Raw genomic sequence first — 21,204 nt, 5'->3', positions numbered from 1 at the left:
CAACCCACCCACCCGACGCATCACCGGTATTGAGCCAAGGTTCACACATCAGCACGCAGACGTCGGTGGCCACGGTGAGAACCGCGGCCACCGACGGGTTGTGCGGGTGCGCGCTCAGCCGGTCGCCTCGATCAGGCTGGGCGGATGGCGGCAGTCGAGTTCGGGGAGGGCGGTGAGGATGGGCAGGTCGAGCACGCCGGTGGGGTGCAGATCGAGGGCGAGCTGGATCACGCGCGCGTCCGGGCCCGCCGCGATCTGTTGGCCGTCGACGAACAGCGGCTGACGTCGCCATGGTCCGGCCACAGGGCCGCGCAGGCCCACGGCCGCGGCCCGGATGAACCACTCTCCGTCGGGCAGCGCGCTCAGTTCGAACTGGGTCCGCTCGCCGTCGAGGATGTCGCAGGAACTGGGCAGCCCCTCCGCCACGGCACCGTCGAACGCTGCCACGTAGACGCGCACGGGGGTCTCGCACGGGGGCAGGCATACGGTGCCGACGACGCGATTGCGACGGCGGCCGGCCCCTTGCGGGGGCGCGGCCGCCGTGAGTGGACCGATGCCTGCGTGCGATCTCGAGCGCCAGCGATACCGGGTCGGGGACATGCCCACGCTCGCGGTGAACCGGCTGGTGAACGTGCCCACGCTGTTGTACCCGATGCGGTAGGAGATCGCGGTGATGCTCAGCGAGCTCTCCAGCAGCAGCTGCTTGGCCCGGCTGAGCCGGATGGCGGCGAGGAAGCGGCCTGGCGACGTCCCGGTGGAGGCCCGGAAGACCCGGGCGAAGTAGAACCTGCTCAGGTTCGCCGCCGCCGCCAGGTCCGCCAGCGAGATGGGCTCGTGGTAGTGCTCCCACATCGTTTCGATCGCGCGTTCCACCGGGTTCACCATGGCTGCTCCGGAAACCTCCGTGTCAAGTGGTCCCACTGTCGGCATGCGATCCACCGCATCACATCCCGCACCAGTTGCTAGATGTCCCCAGTCTCGAGCCGGTGGAACCCACCGGAGTAGAAGAGCAACGCCCCTACGCTTTCGTCCCGGCCCGCGTTCGTCACCTCACCGAGGAAGATCGAGTGGTCTCCGCCCTCGTGGACGGCGGCCAGCTCGCATTCGAGCCAGGCGAGCGCCCCGGTGAGGATCGGGGCGCCGCTGCGCGGACCGGGCTCGCTGCCGGCCATGTCGAACTCGTGCTCGCCGCGCGGCCTGGAGCGGTCGGCGAAGTAGCGGGCCGTGTGTTCCTGCCCTGCGGAGAGGATGGAGACCGCGAAGGACCCGGCCTCCAGCAGCGCGGTGTGCATGACCGCGGTGTGCTTGACACACACCAGGATCAGCGGCGGATCGAGGGAGACCGAGGTGAACGAGTTCGCGGTCATCCCGTGCGGGCCGGCCCGCCCGACCGCGGTCACCACCGTGATCCCGGTGGCGAAGCGGCCGAGCACGCCGCGCAGTTCCTTGTGGTCGAGGGGGACGCGGTGGCCGTTGCGGCCGTCCGCGATCCCGTGCCCGGTCTCGATTCCGTTGCCGGACTCGATTCCTTCCCCGGTCGCGACCGCGGATCCGGCCCCGGCCCCGGCCTGCGGGCCGCTTGTGGCGACCCGCAGGGACCTTCCGTCGGCGCTCATCAGCCCTCTCCTACCGCGCCAGGTCGGCGAGGCGGCCGTCAAGCGCCCTCGCGTCGGGAGCGGGCGGGTGCAGGGTGTAGCGCTCCAGCGCGCGGCGCAGCGGTTCGGGCACCCGGGCGGGCCGGGTGTCGGTGTTCGGGCCGCGCATGCAGGCGATGCGCTGGCGGCCGCGGGCGACGAGCTCCTCCACGCCGCCCTCGCGCAGCCGGACGTAGTCGAACGCGAACCCGATCTGGGTCTGCGTCAGATCCTCCAGGCGCATCCGGATCGCCAGCTCGTCGAAGGCGGTGATCTCCGCGAGGAACTCGCACTCGCACTTGAGCGTGAAGAGCTTGAGGTCCTCGCGGATGTCGGCCACCACCTCCGGCGCGTGTTCGCGTAGGAACATCTCCCGACATCGACCCTGCCATCGCAGGTAGTTGACGTAGTAGACGTTGCCGACCAGGTTGGTCTCCTCGAAGCCGACCAGGTGCCGGTACTCGTAGTACGGTTCCACGGTCATGCACCGCCTTCCGACAGCAGGGTGAACACCACCGGTTCCTCGATCCCGCGCAGGTGCGTGGCGAACGTGGCGATCCGGGCCGCGCCCGCGCGCAGCCTGACCCAGCGCTCCGGCCCGGGGCCCGCGCCGTCCGCGGCCAGGCCGGTGCCGCCGGTGCGCCCGACCTTGCGCAGGCACTCGATCGCGCCCCACACGCGCGTTGCCGCGAGCGAGAGGTCCTCGCCGTGCTCGGCCGCGAGCAGCCGGGCCAGGGCGAGCCCGTCCGGGCCGAGCAGGCCGGCCCAGTCCTGCTCGCTGCGCCCGGCCGCGACCTCGATGTCGCAGCCGACCGGGTGGTCCCCGGCGACGGCGAAGGTGACGCCCGTGCCGTGCGCCGCGGAGACCTGCGCCATGCCGTCCACCTCGGGCTTGCCGTCGGGGCGGTGGCGCACCACGGTGTCCGGGCCCATCAGCCAGGCCAGCGCGTCGCCGGTGTGCCGCCGCCTGGCCGCCTGGCCCCCGGAATCCTCGCCCGGGGTGTCCGGCCACACGACGCAGCACAGCTCGCGTCCGAGCGCGGGCCCGGTGCGCCGCTCCAGGTAGGCGCCGAGCAGGGCGGGGTGCCAGGGGCCTGATCCGTCCTGCTTGCGCACGGCCTGGAGCCTGAGCCCCTGCCAGTGCTCGACCAGGGTGCCGGACTCGTCGCGCACGTCCACGTCGTAGACGTACGTGTCGCCGTCGCGCAGGCGTTCGGCCGCGTGCATGACCAGGCTGCCCTGCCCGGAAGTGGCGGCCGGGTCGGCGAGGTAGAGCCGTTCTATCCCCGCCGGCAGCAGCGTCGCGTCCGGCACGCAGCACTGGATGGAGTGCATGAACGCGTCGCGCGCGCCGGGGTCGCCGGCGAGCAGGTCGCCGGGCAGGAACCCGCCGAACCAGGACACGTCGCCGCGCTGGGCGATCTCGGCCACGCAGCTGGTCGCGGCCAGCTGCCGGTAGCCGAGCAGCCGCTGGAACCGGCTGCCCTGGAAGAGCACTGGTCCGTACAGGTCCGCCGGCCGCAGCGCGAGCCGCGGCAGGTCGGCCAGGATCGGGTGGGGCCTCGACCCGCCCGGCAGCGGCGTGCGGTAGCGCAGCCGCGCGCGGAAGTGGTCGGCCTGGAATCCGGTCTCCCCGCTGCGGATCACCGCCTGGACCGTGTCGGGGCCGGTGGCCAGCACGGCGACGCGGAGGGTGGTCGTGCCGTCCGCGGGCACCACGATGGGCCGCAGGAACTCCACGTCCTCGAGCACGGGCAGCTCGGCCCGGCCGGTCAGGGCGTACGCGGTCTGGGCCATCGCCTCCATGCCGAGCACGGCCGGGAACAGCAGGTCGCCGTCGAGGTCGTGGTCCGGCAGGTAGAGGTCGCCGGTGGCGCTCAGGTCGGCGTCCACGACGAGCTCGACGCCCGGGTAGAAGATCCGCGGCCGTTCGACGAAGCGCAGCAGCGGCAGTTCCGGCCGCTCCAGCGTGATCGTGGGCAGGCCCTCGGCCCGGCCCATCGCCACCACGGCGGTGGGCGTGCGCGGATCGGCGATCAGCTGCTGCAGCAGCGCGACGCCCTGCTCGGCCGCGATGGGTTCGACGCCGTCGCGGGTGAGCGACTCGAGCACGCCGAGCCGTTCGCCCATGCCGGCTCCGGCCCACACGGACCATTCCAGGGACAGGCAGCGGCAGTTCGGGTACTGTTCCTGGATCCGCTTGGTCAGGTCGGTGAGCCAGTCGTTGGCGGTCGCGTAGTCGGCCTCGCCGCGCAGTCCGGCCCGGCCGATGATGCTGGAGAAGCTCACCAGCAGCCGCAGCCGTTCCGGGTCGAGCGCGGAGAGCACGGCCTCGAGTCCGTCGATCTTCGGGGCGAGGGTGCGCGCGAAGGCGTCCTCGTCGAGCGCCGCCAGCGACCGCGGCTCGTTGCGCCCGGCGCCGTGCAGCACCGCCGTCACGTCGCCGAACACCTCGCACACGGCGGTGACCGCGGCCTTCACGTCGTCGAACACGGTGACGTCGGCCTGGGTGTAGTGGTAGCGCACGCCGGCCGCGGCCATCCGCTCGAGGTTCGCGGCGAGCTCGGCGTCCTGCGCCGGGTCGGACCGGCCGATCAGGCCGATCGCGGCGCCGGTGTCGCGGCCGAGGGCGAGCGCGCACTCGGCCGTGATCCCCTTGCCGCCGCCGGTGACCAGCAGCACGTCGTCCGGGCCGAGCAGGTCGAGCGCGTCGTCGGGCTCGCTCTCGGGCAGCGCCCGCAGCACCGGCACCCGGCGCCCGCCCTGCGCGTCGTAGCAGACCTCGGCGAAGCCCGCGGTCGCCGCGACGTCCGCGGCGATGCGCGCGGCGGCCTGCGCGGCCTGCGGCTCCGGCAGGTCCCTCGGTAGCGGCAGCGTGACGACCGTGGTCGCGATGCCCGGGTTCTCCAGGTGCAGCGTCTTGGCCAGGCCCGCGGCCGAACGCCGGTCCCCGACCGCGACGAAGCGGGTGCCGCCGGGCCCGGCCAGGGCCGCGCGTGCGGCCGCGAGCATCAGGCCCGTGTGGCTCTCGTCGGGGTCGCGCGGCAGGCACAGCAGCACGCCGCCGCCGAGCCCGGCCCGCCGCAGTGCGTAGGTGAGCGCCTCGGCGAGCGGGTGGCCGTCGGTGACGAAGGTCTGCCACGTGCCGTCGGAAGACGCGCGGGCCACCGGCGGCCCGACCGGAGTCGGGATCAGGTCGACCGAGAACGCGCGCACCCACGGTCCCACGCCCGCCACCCCGGCTCGGTCCGCGTCGGCGGCCTGCGCCGTGCCGGCGAGTTCGTCGAGCATCGCGGCGAGTTCGTCGAGGGTGGAGGTGGCGAACGCGGAGGCGGTCATCGGCGCGGTGATGCCGAGGTCGCGCGCGGCCTGGTTCACGATCTGGCCCACGGTGATCGAGCTCAGATGCAGTTCGTCGAGCGGGTTGGTGTCCGGACGCACGACCTCCACCGGCAGTTCGGCGCGCTGCGCGGCCAGCCGCAACAGCACCTGGAGACTGGTCTCGGCGGGGTCGACGAGGCCGCCGTCGGCGAGCGGCTGCGGCGCGGTCTCGGCCGTGGGGTTCGCCCCCGCCGCAGCCGGCGCGACGAGCGCGGACGACGGGGCCGGCCGACCCTCCTCGACGGCGAAATCGAGCTCCGGCGCGGATTCGCAGGGGCTGGCGAAGAAGCGGAATTCCTTGTTCAGCGGGAGCGGGCGGGTGTAGCGGTCCTCGAACAGGGCCGCGTGCCGCACCGGCGCGCCGAGCACGTACGCCGCGCCCACCGCGTGCAGCAGGCCGGCCAGCGAGGTGCCGTCGGTACCGAGCGAGACCACCGGCACCTCGGGCACGATCTGCGCGGCCAGGCCGCCCAGGATCCGGCCGGGGCCGACTTCGAGCAAGAGCTCTGACTCCTCGGCCAGCGCGGTCACCGCCTGGCTGAACCTGACCGGATCGAGCACCTGACGGGTCAGCAGCCCGGCTACGTCCACGTCCTCGGGCAGCTTGGCCCCGGTGACGGTGGAGAACACCCGCCCGGCGAGCGGGCCGAAGTGCTCCCCGGCCAGCCGCTCGCGCAGCGCGGCCGCGGCCGGGGCCACCCCGCGGGAGTGGAAGGCGTGCGAGACGGCGAGCACGTGCGCCGCGAGTCCGGCGGCCGCGGCCCTGGCGGCGACCCGGGCGACGGCCTCGCGCCGCCCGGACACCACCGTCTGGCCCGGACCGTTGTACCCGGCGATCACCACGTCCTCGCCGGCCAGCAGCGGTTCCACCGCCTCGGCCGGCGCGGCGATCCCGGCCATGGTGCCGTCGCCGTCGCCGCCTTCTGCCATGATCCGGCCGCGGGCGGCGGCGAGGTCGAGCACCTGCGCCTCGCCCAGCACGCCGGCCCAGTGCAGGGCGGTGAGCTCGCCGAGGCTGTGGCCGACCGCGCCGGAGCCGTGGATCCCGAGCATGCTCAGGGCCCTGAGTCCGGCGACGGAGCCGACCGCGATCCGCGGCTGGGCCACGGCCGTGTCCACCAGGTCCGCGCCCGGCGGCACCGGGTGGGCGCGGAAGAGCTCGTCGACGGCGGCGAAGCGCCTGGCCAGCGCGCCGCCGTCGGCCCGCCGTCCGGCGCCCTGCCCCGGGAAGAGCAGACCGATCCGCGGACGCTGCCCCCGGCGGCCGAGGTAGACGCCCCCGACCGTGTCGAGCACCGAGCGCGCCCCGCTGTCGAGCAGCGAGAGCAGGGTGGTGAAGCGCGCCTCGGCGTCCTCGGGCGCGCCGGCCACGACCGCGGCCCGGATCGGCCGGTCGGCGAGACCGGCCTGGAGGGTCGCGGCGAGGTCGCCGAGCTCGGCGTAGGAGAGCTTGCCGCACATCGCGGCCAGGTGCGCGACCTGGCCGCGCAGTTCGGCGATGCCGGTCGCGTCGAGCAGCAGCAGCTCAGCGTCCTGACGCGATCGGACCAGCCGCTCGGTGGTGCGGCCGATCGACACCCGGCGTGCGCCGTCCGCGCGCTCGACGACGACGTGGGCGTTGATGCCGCCGAAGCCCATCGAGGACACGCCCGCGCGCACCGGGGCGCCCGCGGGCCACAGCTCGGCGTCGCTCGGCACCCGCAGCGCCGGGCGGTCCCCGCCCAGCGCCGGGTGCGGATCCTCGTGGCTGGTCGCGGGCGGGATGACCTGGTGGCGCACGGCGAGGATGGCCTTGATCAGACCGCCCACCCCGGCCGCCGCCTTGGTGTGCCCGAAGTTGCCCTTGACCGTGCTGATCGCGGCCGCCGGGGCGTGCGGGTCGGCGGCATGGCGCGCCTCGGTGAACGCGCGCAACTCGGTGGCGTCGCCCACCGCGGTGCCGGTGCCGTGGCCCTCGAAGTAGGACACGCTCTCCATCCCGAAGCCCGCCGCGGCGTACGCCCGCTGGATCGCGAGCCGGTGGCCGCCGGCCTCGGGCCGGGTGATGCTGCCCTTGCCGTCCGAGGAGTAGCCCCAGCCCGCGATGGTCGCGTGCCGGAACCTGCGCTGCGCGAGGGCGTCGTCCTCGCGCATGAGCACGAGCATGCCGCAGCCCTCGCCCGGCCAGAATCCGTTGGAGCGCTTGTCGTACACGCGCATCTCGCCGGTGGCCAGCGCCCCGGTCTTGGCGAAGCCGATCACCTCGAACGGGTCGATGCTCAGGTCCACGCCGCCGACCACGGCGACGTCGAGCTGCCCGTCGGACAGCGCGTTGCACGCGGTGGCGACCGACAGCAGGGAGGAGGAGCAGGCCCCGTCGACGGTGAACCCGCCGCCCTTGAAGTCGAAGTGGTTGCAGATGCTCCCGGCGATGGTGTTGGCCAAGCCGCCGGCCAGCGTGTCCTCGTCGATGGGCGGGAACGGGGCCTTGTACCGCTGCTCGAGGCCGCCGAGGAACTCGGCCAGAGCCGGCTCGTCCCAGCCCTGCTCGCGCAGCGCGGCGCCGACGGTGCGGCGCACGTACGGCCAGCGCAGCCGCATCAGGTTGGCCCGGCTGAACTCGCCGGTCAGGCTGTTGCCGATGATGACGCCGGTGTTGGCCCCGGCCAGGCGCTCGCCCGCCGGGAACCCGGCGTGGGCCAGCGCCTTGGCCGCGGTCTCCAGCGCCAGCCAGTGCGTCATGTCGGTGGAGCGGAAGGTGCTGCCGGCCACCTTGAAGGCCACCCGGTCGAATTCGTACCCTTCGATGACCGCGGCCTTGCGGGTGTAGAAGCGGTCCGGCGCGGCCGGATCGGGCGAGTAGTAGTCCTCCCGCCGCATCCGCTCGTCCGGGATCCGGCGAAAGGCCCGGCGCCCGGCCAGCACCGTGCGCCAGAGCTCTTCGGGAGAGTCCGCGTCGGGGTAGCGGCAGGCCACGCCGACGACGGAGATCCTGGTCGCACTCATGCGGCGACCGTTCCCGCGCCGGCCCGGGCGGCGTTCTCGCCCGCGCTCCCGCGCTGCCCGCGCCGGCGCAGCAGGTGCACCGCCCACCAGCCGAGCCCGCGCGCCGAGCAGACGACCGCGGTGGCGAAGAACAGGGTGTAGACGATGTTGAACTCCATCAGGATGCCGTACACCGTGGCCACCGACGCGCCGAACATGAACTTCGGGCCGAACTTGGTGGGCGTGGTGCCCGGGTCGCTGATCATGTAGTTGGAGAACAGGATGAAGGCCACCCCGCTCATCGGGCCGAGGGCGCCGAAGAGCGAGACGTGCCAGATCGCGTGGCGCACGAACGCCTGGATGGCGAAGCCGCCGAGCCAGCCCACGATGAGCGAGGTCTTCTTCGTCAGCAGGGCGTTGAGCACGGTGCCGGAGATGGCGATGATGAGCACGATCATGACCCGGAAGAAGGTGTTGGCCTTCTCGGTGAACTCGTACGGCGGGGCGATGGAGACCCAGGAGCCGAAGACCAGCAGGGTGACCGCGATGCCGAAGTTGGACGGGTTCATGAAGTGGCGCATCTTGCCATTGATCGGGGCCTGGAAGGCGTGCTTGCCGGCCACGCCGACCACCACGCCGAACAGCACCGGCAGGATCTGGTTGTTCGCGTACAGCAGCATGTTGACGGCGAGTGCGGTGATGTGCGCGGGCAGCAGGAACTCGTAGAGCCCGCGCATGCCGTTGCCACGGAAGCGCACCTCGCGCCGCTGCGCCCAGGCGCTGAGCACCTCGAAGCTGAGCTCGGTGGTGTAGGCGGTGCCGACGGCGATCAGGGGCCAGAGCCAGGGCTGCTCGAAGCCGAGCAGGGTGTAACCGAAGATGTTGAACACGCTGATCGACAGGGCGAAGTTGCGCAGCGCGAGATAGCGGGTGTCCTTCGGCTTCACCGCGGCGGCGGAGGCGGCCGCGGCGGCCGGCACGGGCGCGTTGCCCGCGGAGGGATGGGTCTGGGCTGCCACGCTCATCAGCGGGAAACCTCCTGGATCGCATCGGTCAGCATGAGGGAGTGGGTGCCCGGCGCGAGCTTCGTGGTCTCGGTGTGCAGGGCGCCGTTGACGTCGTGCCACTGGATCTGGACGGAGACCTGGCCGGTGTAGGAACCGAGGCCGAAGTGCACGCCGAAGCTGCGGTAGCCGCCGTGCCCGCCGCCGCCGTCGAGCTGCGAGACCTGGGTGCCGGAGGGGGTGGTGATGGTCACCGTGGCGCCGTACGCGGGCGCGCCCGGGCCCTCCAGGCCCTGGTTCGACTGGCCGTCGGTGGACGGGCGGTAGAGGTTGAGGTCGAGGTAGTTGCCGAGGTCCGGCGACTCGTTGGCGTAGAAGGCCGGCGGGCCCCACTGCCGTGCCACGGCGAAGTCGAGTGCGCCGTCACCGGTGGTGTCGCTCGTCGCGATGCCGCGGGTGGGGATCTCGGCGTTCAGGCCGAGCTCTGTGCTCACGTTGACGTACGTGCCGGAGGAGTTCTTGGCGAAGAAGCCGAGGTACTCGTGGCCGGCCAGGTCGTCGCCGGGCTGCACGTTGGGCCACATCGCCGGGTTCGAGAGCAGGTCGTCGTTGGTCATGGCCATCTCCTGCAGCCAGTTCCAGCGGTCCACGCTGCCCTGCACGAAGCCGTCGGTCTGCACGACCTCCTGGGTGCCGCTGTTGAGGAAGTCGCCGGTCTTCACGTCCCAGTTCCAGCCGTTCCAGGCCAGGCCGTACTGCTGCGCCTCCTGGGTGAAGGGTGCGAGGCCGGAGGCCAGGTCGGAGGCCATGTTCGCGTTGCTGCTCGACTTGTTGATGAAGACGAAGTTGCTCTCCTCAAGGCCCCACGCGACGGTGATGTTGCTGACGATGATGTCGAACTTGCCGTCGCCGTTGAGGTCCACGAAGTCCACGCCCATGCCCTTGAACGAGCCGTTGCCCAGCACGAACGACTTCGGCGTGGTCGGGGTGCGGTCGCCGGTGGCCTCGGTGAACTCGATGTGCCCGGGGGTCGAGCGGTTGTAGAGCAGGTGTCCGTGCCCGAAGTCGTTGGCGATGTAGACGTCGGGCAGGCCGTCGCCGGTCAGGTCCGCGCCGGCGATCGCGAGGGTCCAGCCGGTGGTGTCGGCGTAGGGGATCGCCCCCTCCTCCTGGATGTACTGCACGTTCGGGTCGGCCCCGGAGGTCGCGCCGTACCACTGGAAGACGTAGTCCCCGCCGCCGTTCTTGGCGCTGGACAGGGAGTTGAGCATCTGGACGTTGGCCTCGCCGTTCGGGTCGAGCACGTCCGAGATCGGGAAGTAGTTGCCCACGATGATGGACGGGTGGCCGCTGCCGTCGAGGTCGCCGACGTAGACCGCGTCGGTGTTCCAGCGCGGTCCGTGGTACTTGCCGTCAGGGCTCTCGTTCGGCACCAGCTCGCGCGGGGTGTAGGAGGCCGCGCTCAGCGTCTTCGAGTCCGAATTCGCCATGAACAGGATCGGGGTGCGCCCCCAGTAGGTGACCAGCAGGTCCATCCGGCCGTCGCCGTTGTAGTCGCCGGGCGTGCAGCCGGTCGGCGCCATGGTGCTGTCGTAGGGCAGCGGGGCCGGGTCGAGCACGAACGGGGTGAACCGGTCGGCCGCGGGCGCGGTCGGGGTGTAGGTCACGATGACCTCGTTGGTCCTGGTGTCGACGATGCACATGCCGTCGGCCAGGCCGTGGCCGGTCAGGTCGTTGACGGCGATGCTGGCGCCGACCGAGGAGATCCAGGCGTCGATCTTCTCGAACGCCGGGTTCACCTGGCGCACGGTGTTCATGTGCTGTTCGTTGTAGCCGGGCGGCAGCGCGATGGGCATCTGTTCGAACTTGAACGCCGCCGCGGCCTGGGCGCCGCCGCCCACCGCGACCGCGGCCCGGGCGCCGACGAAGAGCGAGGCCATCACCAGAAGCGCCGTCAACCCGGGTACGAGTCGGCGAAGTCGCTCGCGGAAGGTCACCGTAGTCTCCCTTTCGTTCGGATGTAGGTGGGGTGTTTCCGATCCCTGAGCTCGGGAGGCTGATGCGATTCAGGAGGCTGATGCGGAGAACTGGCCGGGGCGCCGGCCCTGGCCGGCCGGACCGCGGTAGGCCTGGGCGATGTCCAGCCAGCGCTCGGCCTCGGCCCCGGCGGCCTTGAGCGCCAGGTCGTCGCGGTGCCTGCGCCGGCTGACCAGCAGCGCGAAGTCGACGGCGGGGCCGGTCACCCGGTCCGTCGCGTCGGCGGGCCCGAACTCCCACACCACCCCGCTCGGGCCGGTCAGCTCGAACCGGAACTCCCCCTGCGGCGGCGTCAGCCCGTGCGCGAGGTAGCCGAAGTCCCTGGTGCGCGCGCCGAACCAGGCCAGGTGCCCGATCCGGTCGGTGTGCACGCGGCGCACGCCGAGCGCGTCGGCGATGTCCTGTCCGTGCCCGAAGTTCTCCATCATCCCGGCGGCGGCCAGGACGGACGGCGGGAGCGGGGTGACCAGCCAGGGCACGGTCGCGCCTGGCTCGATCGCGGCCAGCGCCCCGGCCGCGGCGGCCCGGTCCCGGCGCCAGCGCGCCAGGATCTCGGCCGGGGGCTCGGCCAGGTACTCCTCCAGCGCGGCGTTCACCGCGCCCTGGAAGTCCGCCCTGGCCTGCGCGGCGTGCGCGAGGAAGACCTCGGGCTGCGCGGCGGCGAGCAGGGCCAGGCGCGAGACGAAGGCGAGATGGGCCACCTGGTGCGCGATGGTCCAGCCCGGCGCCGGGGTCGGGGTGGCCCACCGGTCCGGATCGAGGCCGGCGACCAGAGCGTCGAGCTCGTCCCCGTCCGCGACCAAGTCGGTGTACACGTCTTGCTGCTGAGACACGTATCCGGCCTCTCTGTGGAATCAGATCGCTAGCACTCAACGGTTGTCAGTATCCGGCGACCGCAGAGCCCGGTCTTCTTCCGCAGTGCGTCCCACCAGCACGGCACTTCCGAAGATGCGGCTGGGCGCGCCGCGGCCAAGAATCAACGAGACAGACCCTTGATGCGCGCCTGGAGGTGCGATGCATTCGGCCGAGCCCGACCACGACGTCAGAACGCTGACGCTAGAGGCCTTCGCGGACACGATCATCCCCGGCGAGAAGCGCCACCCCGAAGACCGCGCCGTGGCCGGGGTGAGTACCGGCGGCGGTGCGGTGGCCGCCGGCGCGGTGCCGATCCTGGAGACCCCCGAGGGCGGCATGGAAGGCGCGCTCGACGACCTGGCCGTCGCCCTCAACGGCCACGCCCGCGCGTACTGCGCGAGCCACGACCTCGAGCCCGACCCGGCCCTGCCCTTCGTCGGGCTTTCCTACGACCACAGGACGGCACTCGTGCAGCAGCTGGTCTCGCCGGATCATCCGGAGAAGATGATGTGGGTCGGTGTCGCCATGTTCAGCTACATGGCTTTCGACACCGGCGCGCACATGCACACCACCGAAGCGCTCGCGGCCGGGCACCCGGGCCTGCGCACGCTCGGGTTCGCCGACCCGGACGAGGACGGGCTGTGGCGCTTCCCGCAGTACTCGTACGGGCGTCAGCTGGCCGACATCCACCCCGACACCGACGCCACCGGGAGCCCCTCGTGACCGCGAGGCAGAAGACCGACGTCCTGGTCGTCGGCAGCGGCTTCGGCGGGGCCATCGCCGCCTACCACCTCGCGGCCGGCGGGGCGAAGGTGGTGGTGCTCGAGCGCGGGCCGTGGCTGAGCGGCGAGGAGTTCGACCACGACTTCAAGTTCGGCTCGTCCACCACCCGCGTGTTCGACTTCGTGGTCGGCGACGGGATGAGCATCCTGGGCGGCAACTGCGTCGGCGGCGGCAGCGTGGTGTACTTCGCCACCATGCCGCGGGCGCCGCGGTTCGTCTTCGAGCGCCGCGGCAGCATCGGGCGGCGGATGTGGCCGGGCTCGATCACCCGGGACGCGCTCGAACCCTGGTACGACCGGGTGGCCGAGGCGCTTCCGATCACGCCCACCGGGTGGGACGAGGTGCCCTACATCGGCGGCGTGTTCGCGGCCGCGTGCCGGGCGGCCGGGCACACCGTGAACCCCTCCCCCTCGGCCGTCGACACGTCGCTGTGCACGAATTGCAACTGGATGATGTCAGGGTGCCGCTTCGATGCGAAGCGCTCGCTGCTGCTCAACTACCTGCCCGCCGCCCTGTCCCACGGCGCCGAGATCCGGCCGCTGCACGAGGTGCAGAAGATCACCCGCACCGACGACGGCTCGTACCAGGTGCACTACAGCACGATCGACGAGGTCGACTACCGGCAGCACACCGGCGGCGGCGTGATCGAGGCGAAGATCGTCGTGCTCGCGGCAGGCGCCGGCGCGACCCCGGTGATCCTGCAGCGCTCCGAGGCCGACCTCGGCCCGATGCCGCACGCGGTCGGCCGCTACTTCTCCGGCAACGGCGAGCGGCTCAACACCGCGGTGCTCGAGGACGAGAAGGTCAGGGAACTGCTCGGCCTGTCCCGGGACGAGCAGAAGGCGTACAAGGGCTACCAGATCGGGCGCGGCCCGGTGGTGGCCTCCTGGGACCGGCTGGACGGGGACCTGCCCGAGTACGAGCGCTTCTCGCTCGAGCAGCTCTACTTCCCGCCCGGCTTCGGCACCATCCTGGCGCAGATCCCGGACGCGGACGGCCCGAGCTGGTTCGGCCCGCGCAAGAAGGAGATGCTGCGCAAGTGGCAGTCCTGGCTTACCGTGTTCACCATGTCGGAGGACGACAACGAGGGCGTCTTCGGCCCGCCGCCGCCCACCGGCAACTCGGCCCGCCTGTCCCAGCAGCTGCTCGGCTTCGGCGCGCTGAGCTACCGTCCCACCGCCAACACGCTGCGCGGCTGGGAGGTCTCGGACGCGGCGGTCAAGCAGATCCTCGAGCACGACGGGCTGGCCCGGGTGATGCCCTGGACCAACGACGTGATCGGCGCCTACACCGTCCACCCGCTCGCCTCCTGCCGGATCGGCGACGACCCGCACTCCTCCGCCCTCGACGACCGGCACGAGCTGCGTGGGCACCCGGGCATCTTCGTCACCGACGGCTCGGCCGTGCCCGGCGCGCTCACCGTGAACCCGGCGTTCACCATCGCCGCGCTCGCGGAGCGGGCCATGCCCGGCATCGTGCGGGCCGCGCGGGCCAGGGGCGTGAACGTGGTCTACGGCGCCCCGTCGCCGGAGGGCGCGACCTCGAGCCGCAAGGCGACCGCCGCCGCGGCCGCCGCCATGGTCGGCGGTTGACATGGCGAGCGCACTGGCCCGCTCCGCCATGCGGCCGCTCGCGTTGGCGCAGATCCGCTACGTCGAGCCGGCCCGGCCCGGTTCGGCGGGCGCGAGCGTCGACGAGGTCTACCGGCAGGTGGAGCGCGACTTCGGGGTGCTCGCGCCGCCGGTGGCGATGCACTCCCCCGCACCCGAGACCATGGCCGCCAGCTGGCTGATGCTCCGCGAGACGCTGCTGGCCCCCGGCCTGATCCCCCGCGCGGTGCGCGAGGCGGTCGCCTCCGCGGTCTCGCTCGAGAATACGTGCCCGTACTGCGTCACCGTGCACAGCGCGACCCTGCACGGCCTGTCCGGCGGCAAGGACGCCCGCCACGTCGCGGCGGGCGAGGTCGACCGCGTACGCGACCCGGCCGTGCGGGCCGCGGCGGCCTGGATCGCGGACGAAGCGCGCGGCCCGTTCCCGTTCCCGGTGGAGCAGGCCCCCGAGTACGTCGGCGTGGCCGTGACCTTCCACTACCTCAACCGCATGGTCAACACCTTCCTCGAGGACGCGCCGATGCCCCCGAGGGCCCCGCGCCAGGGCCTCGGCATGGTCAAGCGGGTCCTCAGCGGCATGATCCGCGCCGCCGGCCGCCACATCGGCGCCCCGGGCGACTCACTCGACCTGCTCCCCAAGGCCGCGACCCCGCTCGACGCGGCGTGGACACAGTCGAACCCGATCATCGCCCAAGCCTTCGCCCGAGCCGACGCCGCGATAGAGCGCGCGGGCGAACGCTCAGTGCCGTCCGCGGTACGCACGATGCTGCGGATGGAAGTCGAAGCCTGGGACGGCCGCCCCAAGGGCGTCAGCCGCGCCTGGGTCGAAGACTGCGCCCGCACCCTCCCCGCCGAACAGCGCCCAGCCGGCCGGCTGGCCCTGCTCACCGCACTGGCCTCGTACCAGATCGACGCTTCCCTGATCGGCGACTTCCGCATGGTCAACCCCGACGACGCCCCGCTCATCGAGCTCACCGCGTGGTCCGCCTGGACCGCGGCCCGCACCCAGGGCAGGCGGCTGTATCAGGGGACGTAAGAGCTGTCAGCGTACGCACCGGCGGTCTCGCCTGATGATCAGGCGAGACCGCCGGCTATGCGCCCGACCGCGTCCTCGATCTCGCCTCAGGGATACGTCGGCTTCCCCGTGCGTCCGTAAAGGCCGGCCGCGTGCGCCATTCCGACAACCCGCAGCACCTCCCCGGCCGGGGGCGCGCCGCACGCCACGATGTACAAGCACTGTTTCGCCACCGCAGGAACGTCAGGCCTGCGCAGGTTGGGCCTCGCTCTCGGGGGCGGAACGCGGGGCGCCCACGGCGGTACCGGGGTCCGGGTCCGTGGCGGCGGGACCGGCGACGGCGGCAGGTTTGCGGCCGAGTGCGGCTCGTACGCGTTGCGGGAGGAACGGGCCGTCTACGGTTGAGGCCCACAGGTCGCGGTAGCCGTAGTAGGACGCGGCGAGGAGGAGGGCGTCGCGGAGCATGACGGCGAGTACGGGCAGGAACTGGACCCGCAGCAGTTCCTGGAACTCGAACGGGAACTCGTACTGTGTCAGCGGCAGCGCCAGCAGGACCAGCAGTGCGCTGCGGCGCTGGGTGCTGTCTTTGTAGAGCAGGCAGAAGCCGGCGACGGCGAGCAGCCAGATCATGTACTGCGGGCTTATCACCCGACTGGTGACGATCATGATCAGTGTCGCGACGAAGGTCGCGTCGGCCAGGACCGCGGGGCGCCAGGCCTTGCGCCACCACCAGTAGGCCATCAAGGCGAATCCGACCACGAGCGCGGCCAGCGCGATGTAGTAGGTGGAGTCCACCACGGCGACCATGGGCCCACCGCCGCCGCCGGGGATCGCCTGATACGAGCCGTAGAGCATCTTCACGCGCACGTGCCACAGGCCGAGCCACCGGCCGAACAGCAGCAGGATGCCCCAGACCGACTCGATCTCGATGCCGCGGCCGCCCTGGTTGCCGACGAAGCTCAGTGTGTGGCTGTAGAACAGCGAGAGCAGCCCGATCACCGCGACCACGGCCACCACCGCGGCGATGACGGTCTCGCGGCCACGGCGGGTGCGCGGCATGCCGAACAGGGCAAGGCCGGGCCAGATCTTCACCGCGGCGCCGAGGCCGATCAGGACGCCGGCCAGCAGGCGCTTGCCGCGCAGGCGCCGGTCGTCCGGGCCCTCGACGAGCGCGAGTGGGACGCCTCTGCCGACCAGCACCAGCGCGAACACGACGAACAGAGCCGGGAAGACGTCGTAGCGCCCGTACACGATCGGGCCGAGCAGCGGGACGCCGAGGATCCAGTACCAGGGGCCCGACCACACCTGCCGGTGCGCCGCGGTCCACAGCAGCAGCACGGTGATCACCGCGTCGGCGAGGAACGTCATCGCGGTGAACCCGGTCCGGTAGTGCACGCCGAACGCGTTCGACAGCCACTGCGGGAAGCTCAGGATCGGCGCGAGCAGCGGCGGGTACTGCCACTTCGTGTCCACCGGGATCTGCCCGTGCTGGAGCGACTTCTCGGCCCAGCTCATGTACTGGCGGATGTCGCCGGTGCTGGGGATCCCCCAGTGGCGCAGGATATGGCCGGTCGCCGTGACGTAGAGCACCGCGCGGGTCAGGAACCAGACCGTCAGGGCCGTGATGACCCTGCGGCGGGTGGGCGAGACGCGAAGTGCCCTGTTCTCTCCAACTGCTGACACAGTGCTGATCTTTCTCCCCATTCGGAATCCAAGGCATCCCCAGTGACGCGCCCCGGTGCAGCGCAGTTCCGTGGCCCCGGCCGAAGGCGCGGCGACGGGCGCCACGCACGCGAGGACGCGGCCGGGAGTGTCCCGGCCGCGTCCGTCTGGAGCGAGGCGGATCAGCTCCCGTATACCTGGAACTCCCAGAGCGAGTAGCCGTACTGGGTGGCCCGGGCCGTGCCGTACATGCGGACGTAGCGGCCGCTGCCGGACACGCTCAGGGTCTGGTTGCCGCCGGTGCCGGCGGTGGTGGAGTAGATCGTGGTCCAGGTCGAGCCGTCGTTCGAGGTCTGGATCTGGAACGCGGTGGCGTACGCCGCCTCCCAGTCCAGCACCACCTGGCTGATGGTGTGGGTGGCGCCGAGGTCCACCTCGAGCCACTGCGGGTCGCTGAACGCGCTGGACCAGCGGGTGCCGGTGTTGCCGTCGGTGGCGTTGGACGCCGGGAAGGCGGCTGACTCCAGCGAGGAGGCGGTGGTCGGATCACCCTGCGAGAGCAGCGCGTTCGCGGTGCCGGCGGCGTATACCTGGAACTCCCAGAGCGAGTAGCCGTACTGGGTGGCTCTGGCCGTGCCGTACATCCGGATGTAGCGGCCGCTGCCCGAGACGTTCAGGGTCTGGTTGCCGCCGGTGCCGGCGGTGGTGGAGTAGATCGTGGTCCAGGTCGAGCCGTCGTTCGAGGTCTGGATCTGGAACGCGGTGGCGTACGCCGTCTCCCAGTCCAGTGCCACCTGGCAGATCGACGTGGTCTGACCCAGGTCCACCTCCAGCCACTGCGGGTCGCTGAAGGCGCTGGACCAGCGGGTGGTCGTGCTCCCGTCGACCGCGTCGGCAGCCGGGTACGCGGCGCTCTCCAGCGAGGACGCGGTGGCTGTCTTGCCCAGGGCCACGTTGTCGGTGCCGCAGCTGCCACCCGCCGCGTTCACCGTCCAGGTGAATGAGGTCGAGCCGGTGGCGCCGGTGGTGTCGGTGGCGGTGACCGCCACGGTGGAGGTGCCCGCCGCGGTCGGTGTGCCGGAGATCTGGCCGGTCGAGGAGTTGATCGACAGCCCGGCCGGCAGGCCCGAGGCGCTGTAGGTCAGCGTCTGCCCGGAGGCGGAGTCAGATCCGGTCACCTGGACGCTCGCCGCGGTGCCGACGGTCGAGGTCTGATTTCCGGGGCTGGCCACCGTCACGGTGTTCGTGGTGGTCCCGCTGCCGGAGGGCATCTTCCAGATCTGGTCGGCGGCATCGGTGCAGGTCTCGATGTCCAGCCGGGAGGCGGAGTTCCCGCCCGGCTCGGTCAAGCAGAGCCCGGAGTTGGGGTTGACCAGCTCACCGTTGGACTGCGCCGTCCAGTTCTGCGCGTTGGTGGCGTTGCATGGATACCAGTCGACGTCGGTGCCGCTGGTGGTGCCGGCGCTGACCACGTCGAGGCAGCCGCCCTGTACCCGCACGGTGCCGTCGGAGTACGTCGACCACTGCTGACCGGCGCTGCCGTTGCAGGTGCTCGCGTACAACGGGTTGCCCTCGGTGTTGAGCGAGTTCTGGTTGGTCGCACACAGCCCGCCGTTGCCGGTGATCGGGCCGGTGGCGGTGGCGGTGCCGCTCGGGGTGGAGTTGCCGCCCTGCTCGTACACGGCGACGTAGCCCACGCTCATCGAGGCGCCGGAGCTGGTGGCCGTGGTCGGGGTGGTGGAGCCGTAGATCCCGTCCGGGTAGTTACCGCCCATGGCCAGGTCGAAGATGATGAAGAAGCCGTGGTCGATGGCCTCCTGCCAGGCCGTGGTGCCGACCGAGGCCTCGGTGATGGTGCTCTCGACCGTGCCGTCCATCAGGAACTCGAGGTACTCGGCGCCGGTGTTCACCCGGTTCACCAGGACCGAGTAGGTGTGGTAGCCGGTCTGGCAGGTGGAGGTGGTGGTCGGGCAGGAGATCAGCGCGTGCCCGGGGCTGTTGGAGGCGTCGTGCAGGGTCTGCGAGGCCTCGTTCAGGCCGTTGACGTCCTCCATCATGTCGATCTCGCCGGAGGTCGGCCAGCCGCCGCCGGCCCGCATGGGCGAGCCCAGGGCCCAGAACGCGGGCCAGTAGCCGAGCCCGTTGGCGGGATCGGGCTGCTCGATCGACGCGGTCATCTCCAACTGGCCGCCGGCCGGGGCCTGGAAGTCGTCGCGGGTGCTCTCGATCCGGGCGGAGGTCCAGGCGGTGCCGTTCTCGGTGGCCTTGAGCACCAGGTGCCCGTTGCCGTCGAGGTAGACGTTGTTGGTCGAGTTCGTGGTCTGTTCGACCTCGCCGGTGCCGTACCCGGTGCCGATGTCGTAGAACCAGTTGTTCGCGGACGGCGCGGACCCGGCGGCTCCGGCGAAGTTGTCGGAGAACACCGTGTTCCAGCCCGACGGCGCGGGCGGGGCGGTGTCGGCGTGCGCGGCCGGCGCGGCGATCACCGCGGCGGCGACGGAGCCGGTCAGGCTGCTCGCGATCAGGGCTGCGGTGGCCAGCAGGGAACGCCGGCGCGGGGCGCGGTGCGGCCGGGATGCGGGTTCGGGCGCGGTGGATCCCGCCGCCGGGGCGGCGTGTGGAGTGTTCTCTGGCATGGTGCGGTGTCCCTTTCGGCGCGGTGCGCGCGCGGGCGCGGGGTGGGTCCGGCGCGGAGGTGGGAGAGCGCTCTCCAATCAGGGAACTGTTTACGGCGCGGTTACAGTCATGTCAAGACCGGAGCGACGGTTCCGGAACAGGACGGTCACGCGGTGTGCGAATGGGACAGCGTTCTGGCCCGGCCGCGTGGGCGGCCGGGCCAGAACGCTGATGATCGAAGGTGTCTCGCGGGCTGCTAGGCGCGCTCGACGTTCATGTGCAGGCCGCCGCGGACACGCAGCGAGAGCATGGCCTCGGGCACGACCGGGCGGTCGGGCACGGGCTCCAGGCGCAGCTCGCGCATGACCATGGCGAGTACGAACGCGGCCTCCATCATGCCGAGGTTGTTGCCCACGCAGAAGCGCGGGCCGGCCCCGAACGGGATGTAGGCGTAGCGGGGGCGGTCGGTCGGGCGGTCGGGGCGGAAGCGCTCCGGGTCGAACTTCTCCGGCGCGTCCCAGAACTCGGGGTGGCGGTGCATCGTGTACGGGCAGATGACGACGTCCGCACCCGACGGGATGCGGTAGCCGCCGATCTCGTCCGGGCCCTGGGCGATCCGGGAGAGCATCCACACCGGCGGGTAGAGCCGGATCGACTCCTCCACCACCATGGACGTGTACGTGAGCTGATTCAGGTCCTCGTAGACCGGGAGGCGGTCGCCCAGGACGCGCACGGCCTCCTCGTGCAGGCGCTCGCGCACCTCGGGGTCGCCGCCGACGAGGTGGAAGGCCCAGCTGAGCGTGCTCGCCGTGGTCTCGTGGCCGGCCAGCAGCAGGGTGATGAGCTCGTCGCGCATCCGCTGCTCGCCGACCCGGGGATCGCGTTCTTCGCGCACGGACTCGATCAGCCGGGACAGCACGTCCTCGCCGTCCACGGTGGGCCGCCGCTCGCGCGCGACGGTGAGCTCACGCACGACCTCCTCGAGGTGGGCGCGGGCCTTGCGGAAGCGCAGCTGGCGCGGCAGCGGCAGCCAGGTGGGGACCGCGCCGAGGCTGAGCATCTCGAACATGGCCTGGTCCTGGACCGCCTCGAACGCGTGGCCGATGCCGCCGTGGCCGCCGAGGTCCTCGTCCAGCAGGGTGCGCCCGAGCACGCCGAGGGTCAGCGAGGTCATCTCGCCGGTGATGTTCACCGGCCCGGTGCCGGCCTTGGTGCGCAGCCGCGCCACCATCGTCGCGGCCTCGTCGGCCACGACGTCGGCCTGCCGGGCGATCCGCTTGGCCTGGAAGACCGGCTGGATCACCCTGCGCTGCTTGCGCCACTGGTCGCCCTCGCTGGTCAGCAGGCCGTCGCCGAGCGCGCGTTTGGCCTGGTGCAGGCCGATGCCCTTGTGGTAGTTCTCGCTGTTGTCGGTGAGTACGTACTTGGCGTAGTCCGGGTGGTTGAAGAAGTAGAGCGTCTTGGGCCCCACCGCCAGGCGCACCTCGTCGCCGTACTCGTCGGCGGCCTCCTGCATCAGCGCCAGCCGATCGCCCATCAGCTGACGCAGCAGCTTGACGGTGCGGGTGCGCGGCGGGCCCGGCGGGGCCTTGCGCGGGCCCCGGCCGGCGGCGCGCGCCGTCGGAGCGTTCGTCACGGTCATC

General features: G+C 72.0%; 13 protein-coding genes. 3 read left to right on the top strand and 10 right to left on the bottom strand.

Annotation, left to right across the window (positions count from 1 at the left end):
- Positions 1 to 114: 114 nt before the first annotated feature.
- The 7 genes from KDL01_RS01850 to KDL01_RS01820 form a co-directional block, all read right to left on the bottom strand.
- The gene (locus KDL01_RS01850; RefSeq protein WP_212526520.1) at positions 115 to 885 is read right to left on the bottom strand and encodes a helix-turn-helix transcriptional regulator; all 771 of its coding nucleotides are present in this window, start codon (positions 883 to 885) and stop codon (positions 115 to 117) included.
- A 77-nt stretch (positions 886 to 962) separates the two neighbouring features.
- Entirely contained in the window at positions 963 to 1,490 is a 528-nt protein-coding gene (locus KDL01_RS01845; RefSeq protein WP_438801941.1) for a flavin reductase family protein, read from the bottom strand.
- Between the two features lie 136 nt (positions 1,491 to 1,626).
- Positions 1,627 to 2,112: an acyl-CoA thioesterase gene (locus KDL01_RS01840; protein ID WP_368861494.1), complete on the bottom strand. Its 486-nt coding sequence runs from the start codon at positions 2,110 to 2,112 to the stop codon at positions 1,627 to 1,629.
- A 2-nt stretch (positions 2,113 to 2,114) separates the two neighbouring features.
- Entirely contained in the window at positions 2,115 to 8,000 is a 5,886-nt protein-coding gene (locus KDL01_RS01835; protein WP_212526517.1) for a type I polyketide synthase, read from the bottom strand.
- On the bottom strand, positions 7,997 to 9,004 hold the full coding sequence (locus tag KDL01_RS01830) for an enediyne biosynthesis protein (protein ID WP_212526516.1): 1,008 nt from the start codon (positions 9,002 to 9,004) through the stop codon (positions 7,997 to 7,999). Before KDL01_RS01830 ends, KDL01_RS01835 begins: the two co-directional genes overlap by 4 nt.
- Positions 9,004 to 10,923: a CRTAC1 family protein gene (locus KDL01_RS01825; protein ID WP_212526522.1), complete on the bottom strand. Its 1,920-nt coding sequence runs from the start codon at positions 10,921 to 10,923 to the stop codon at positions 9,004 to 9,006. The genes KDL01_RS01830 and KDL01_RS01825 overlap by 1 nt, the downstream gene beginning before the upstream one ends.
- 126 nt (positions 10,924 to 11,049) lie before the next feature.
- Entirely contained in the window at positions 11,050 to 11,853 is an 804-nt protein-coding gene (locus KDL01_RS01820; protein WP_212526515.1) for a TIGR03084 family metal-binding protein, read from the bottom strand.
- Positions 11,854 to 12,034: 181 nt separating this feature from the next.
- On the opposite strand from KDL01_RS01820, the gene KDL01_RS01815 reads away from it, so the two are divergent.
- The 3 genes from KDL01_RS01815 to KDL01_RS01805 are packed head-to-tail and all read left to right on the top strand — an operon-like array spanning position 12,035 to position 15,304.
- Complete coding sequence (locus tag KDL01_RS01815) at positions 12,035 to 12,598, top strand: DUF5987 family protein (protein ID WP_212526514.1); 564 nt, start codon at positions 12,035 to 12,037, stop codon at positions 12,596 to 12,598.
- Positions 12,595 to 14,250 carry an FAD-dependent oxidoreductase gene (locus tag KDL01_RS01810; protein WP_212526513.1) on the top strand — a complete coding sequence of 552 codons (1,656 nt, stop codon included), beginning with the start codon at positions 12,595 to 12,597 and terminating at the stop codon, positions 14,248 to 14,250. Before KDL01_RS01815 ends, KDL01_RS01810 begins: the two co-directional genes overlap by 4 nt.
- Position 14,251: 1 nt before the next feature.
- Positions 14,252 to 15,304, top strand: coding sequence for a carboxymuconolactone decarboxylase family protein (locus tag KDL01_RS01805; RefSeq protein ID WP_212526512.1), 1,053 nt, complete (start codon positions 14,252 to 14,254; stop codon positions 15,302 to 15,304).
- 222 nt (positions 15,305 to 15,526) lie between these two features.
- Here KDL01_RS01805 and KDL01_RS01800 read toward each other — a convergent pair whose 3' ends face one another.
- The 3 genes from KDL01_RS01800 to KDL01_RS01790 all read right to left on the bottom strand — a co-directional run bounded on the left by KDL01_RS01800 (position 15,527) and on the right by KDL01_RS01790 (position 21,203).
- Positions 15,527 to 16,966, bottom strand: coding sequence for a glycosyltransferase 87 family protein (locus KDL01_RS01800; RefSeq protein ID WP_212526511.1), 1,440 nt, complete (start codon positions 16,964 to 16,966; stop codon positions 15,527 to 15,529).
- 161 nt (positions 16,967 to 17,127) lie between these two features.
- Entirely contained in the window at positions 17,128 to 19,581 is a 2,454-nt protein-coding gene (locus KDL01_RS01795; RefSeq protein WP_212526510.1) for a discoidin domain-containing protein, read from the bottom strand.
- A gap of 236 nt (positions 19,582 to 19,817) precedes the next feature.
- Positions 19,818 to 21,203, bottom strand: a complete 1,386-nt coding sequence (locus KDL01_RS01790; RefSeq protein ID WP_212526509.1) for a cytochrome P450 — start codon at positions 21,201 to 21,203, stop codon at positions 19,818 to 19,820.
- Position 21,204: the final 1 nt, after the last annotated feature.

This window comes from Actinospica durhamensis (assembly GCF_018139695.1).
In the GTDB taxonomy this organism is placed as follows: Bacteria; Actinomycetota; Actinomycetes; order Streptomycetales; family Catenulisporaceae; genus Actinospica; species Actinospica durhamensis.
This window is presented reverse-complemented; position numbering and strand designations above follow the sequence as displayed.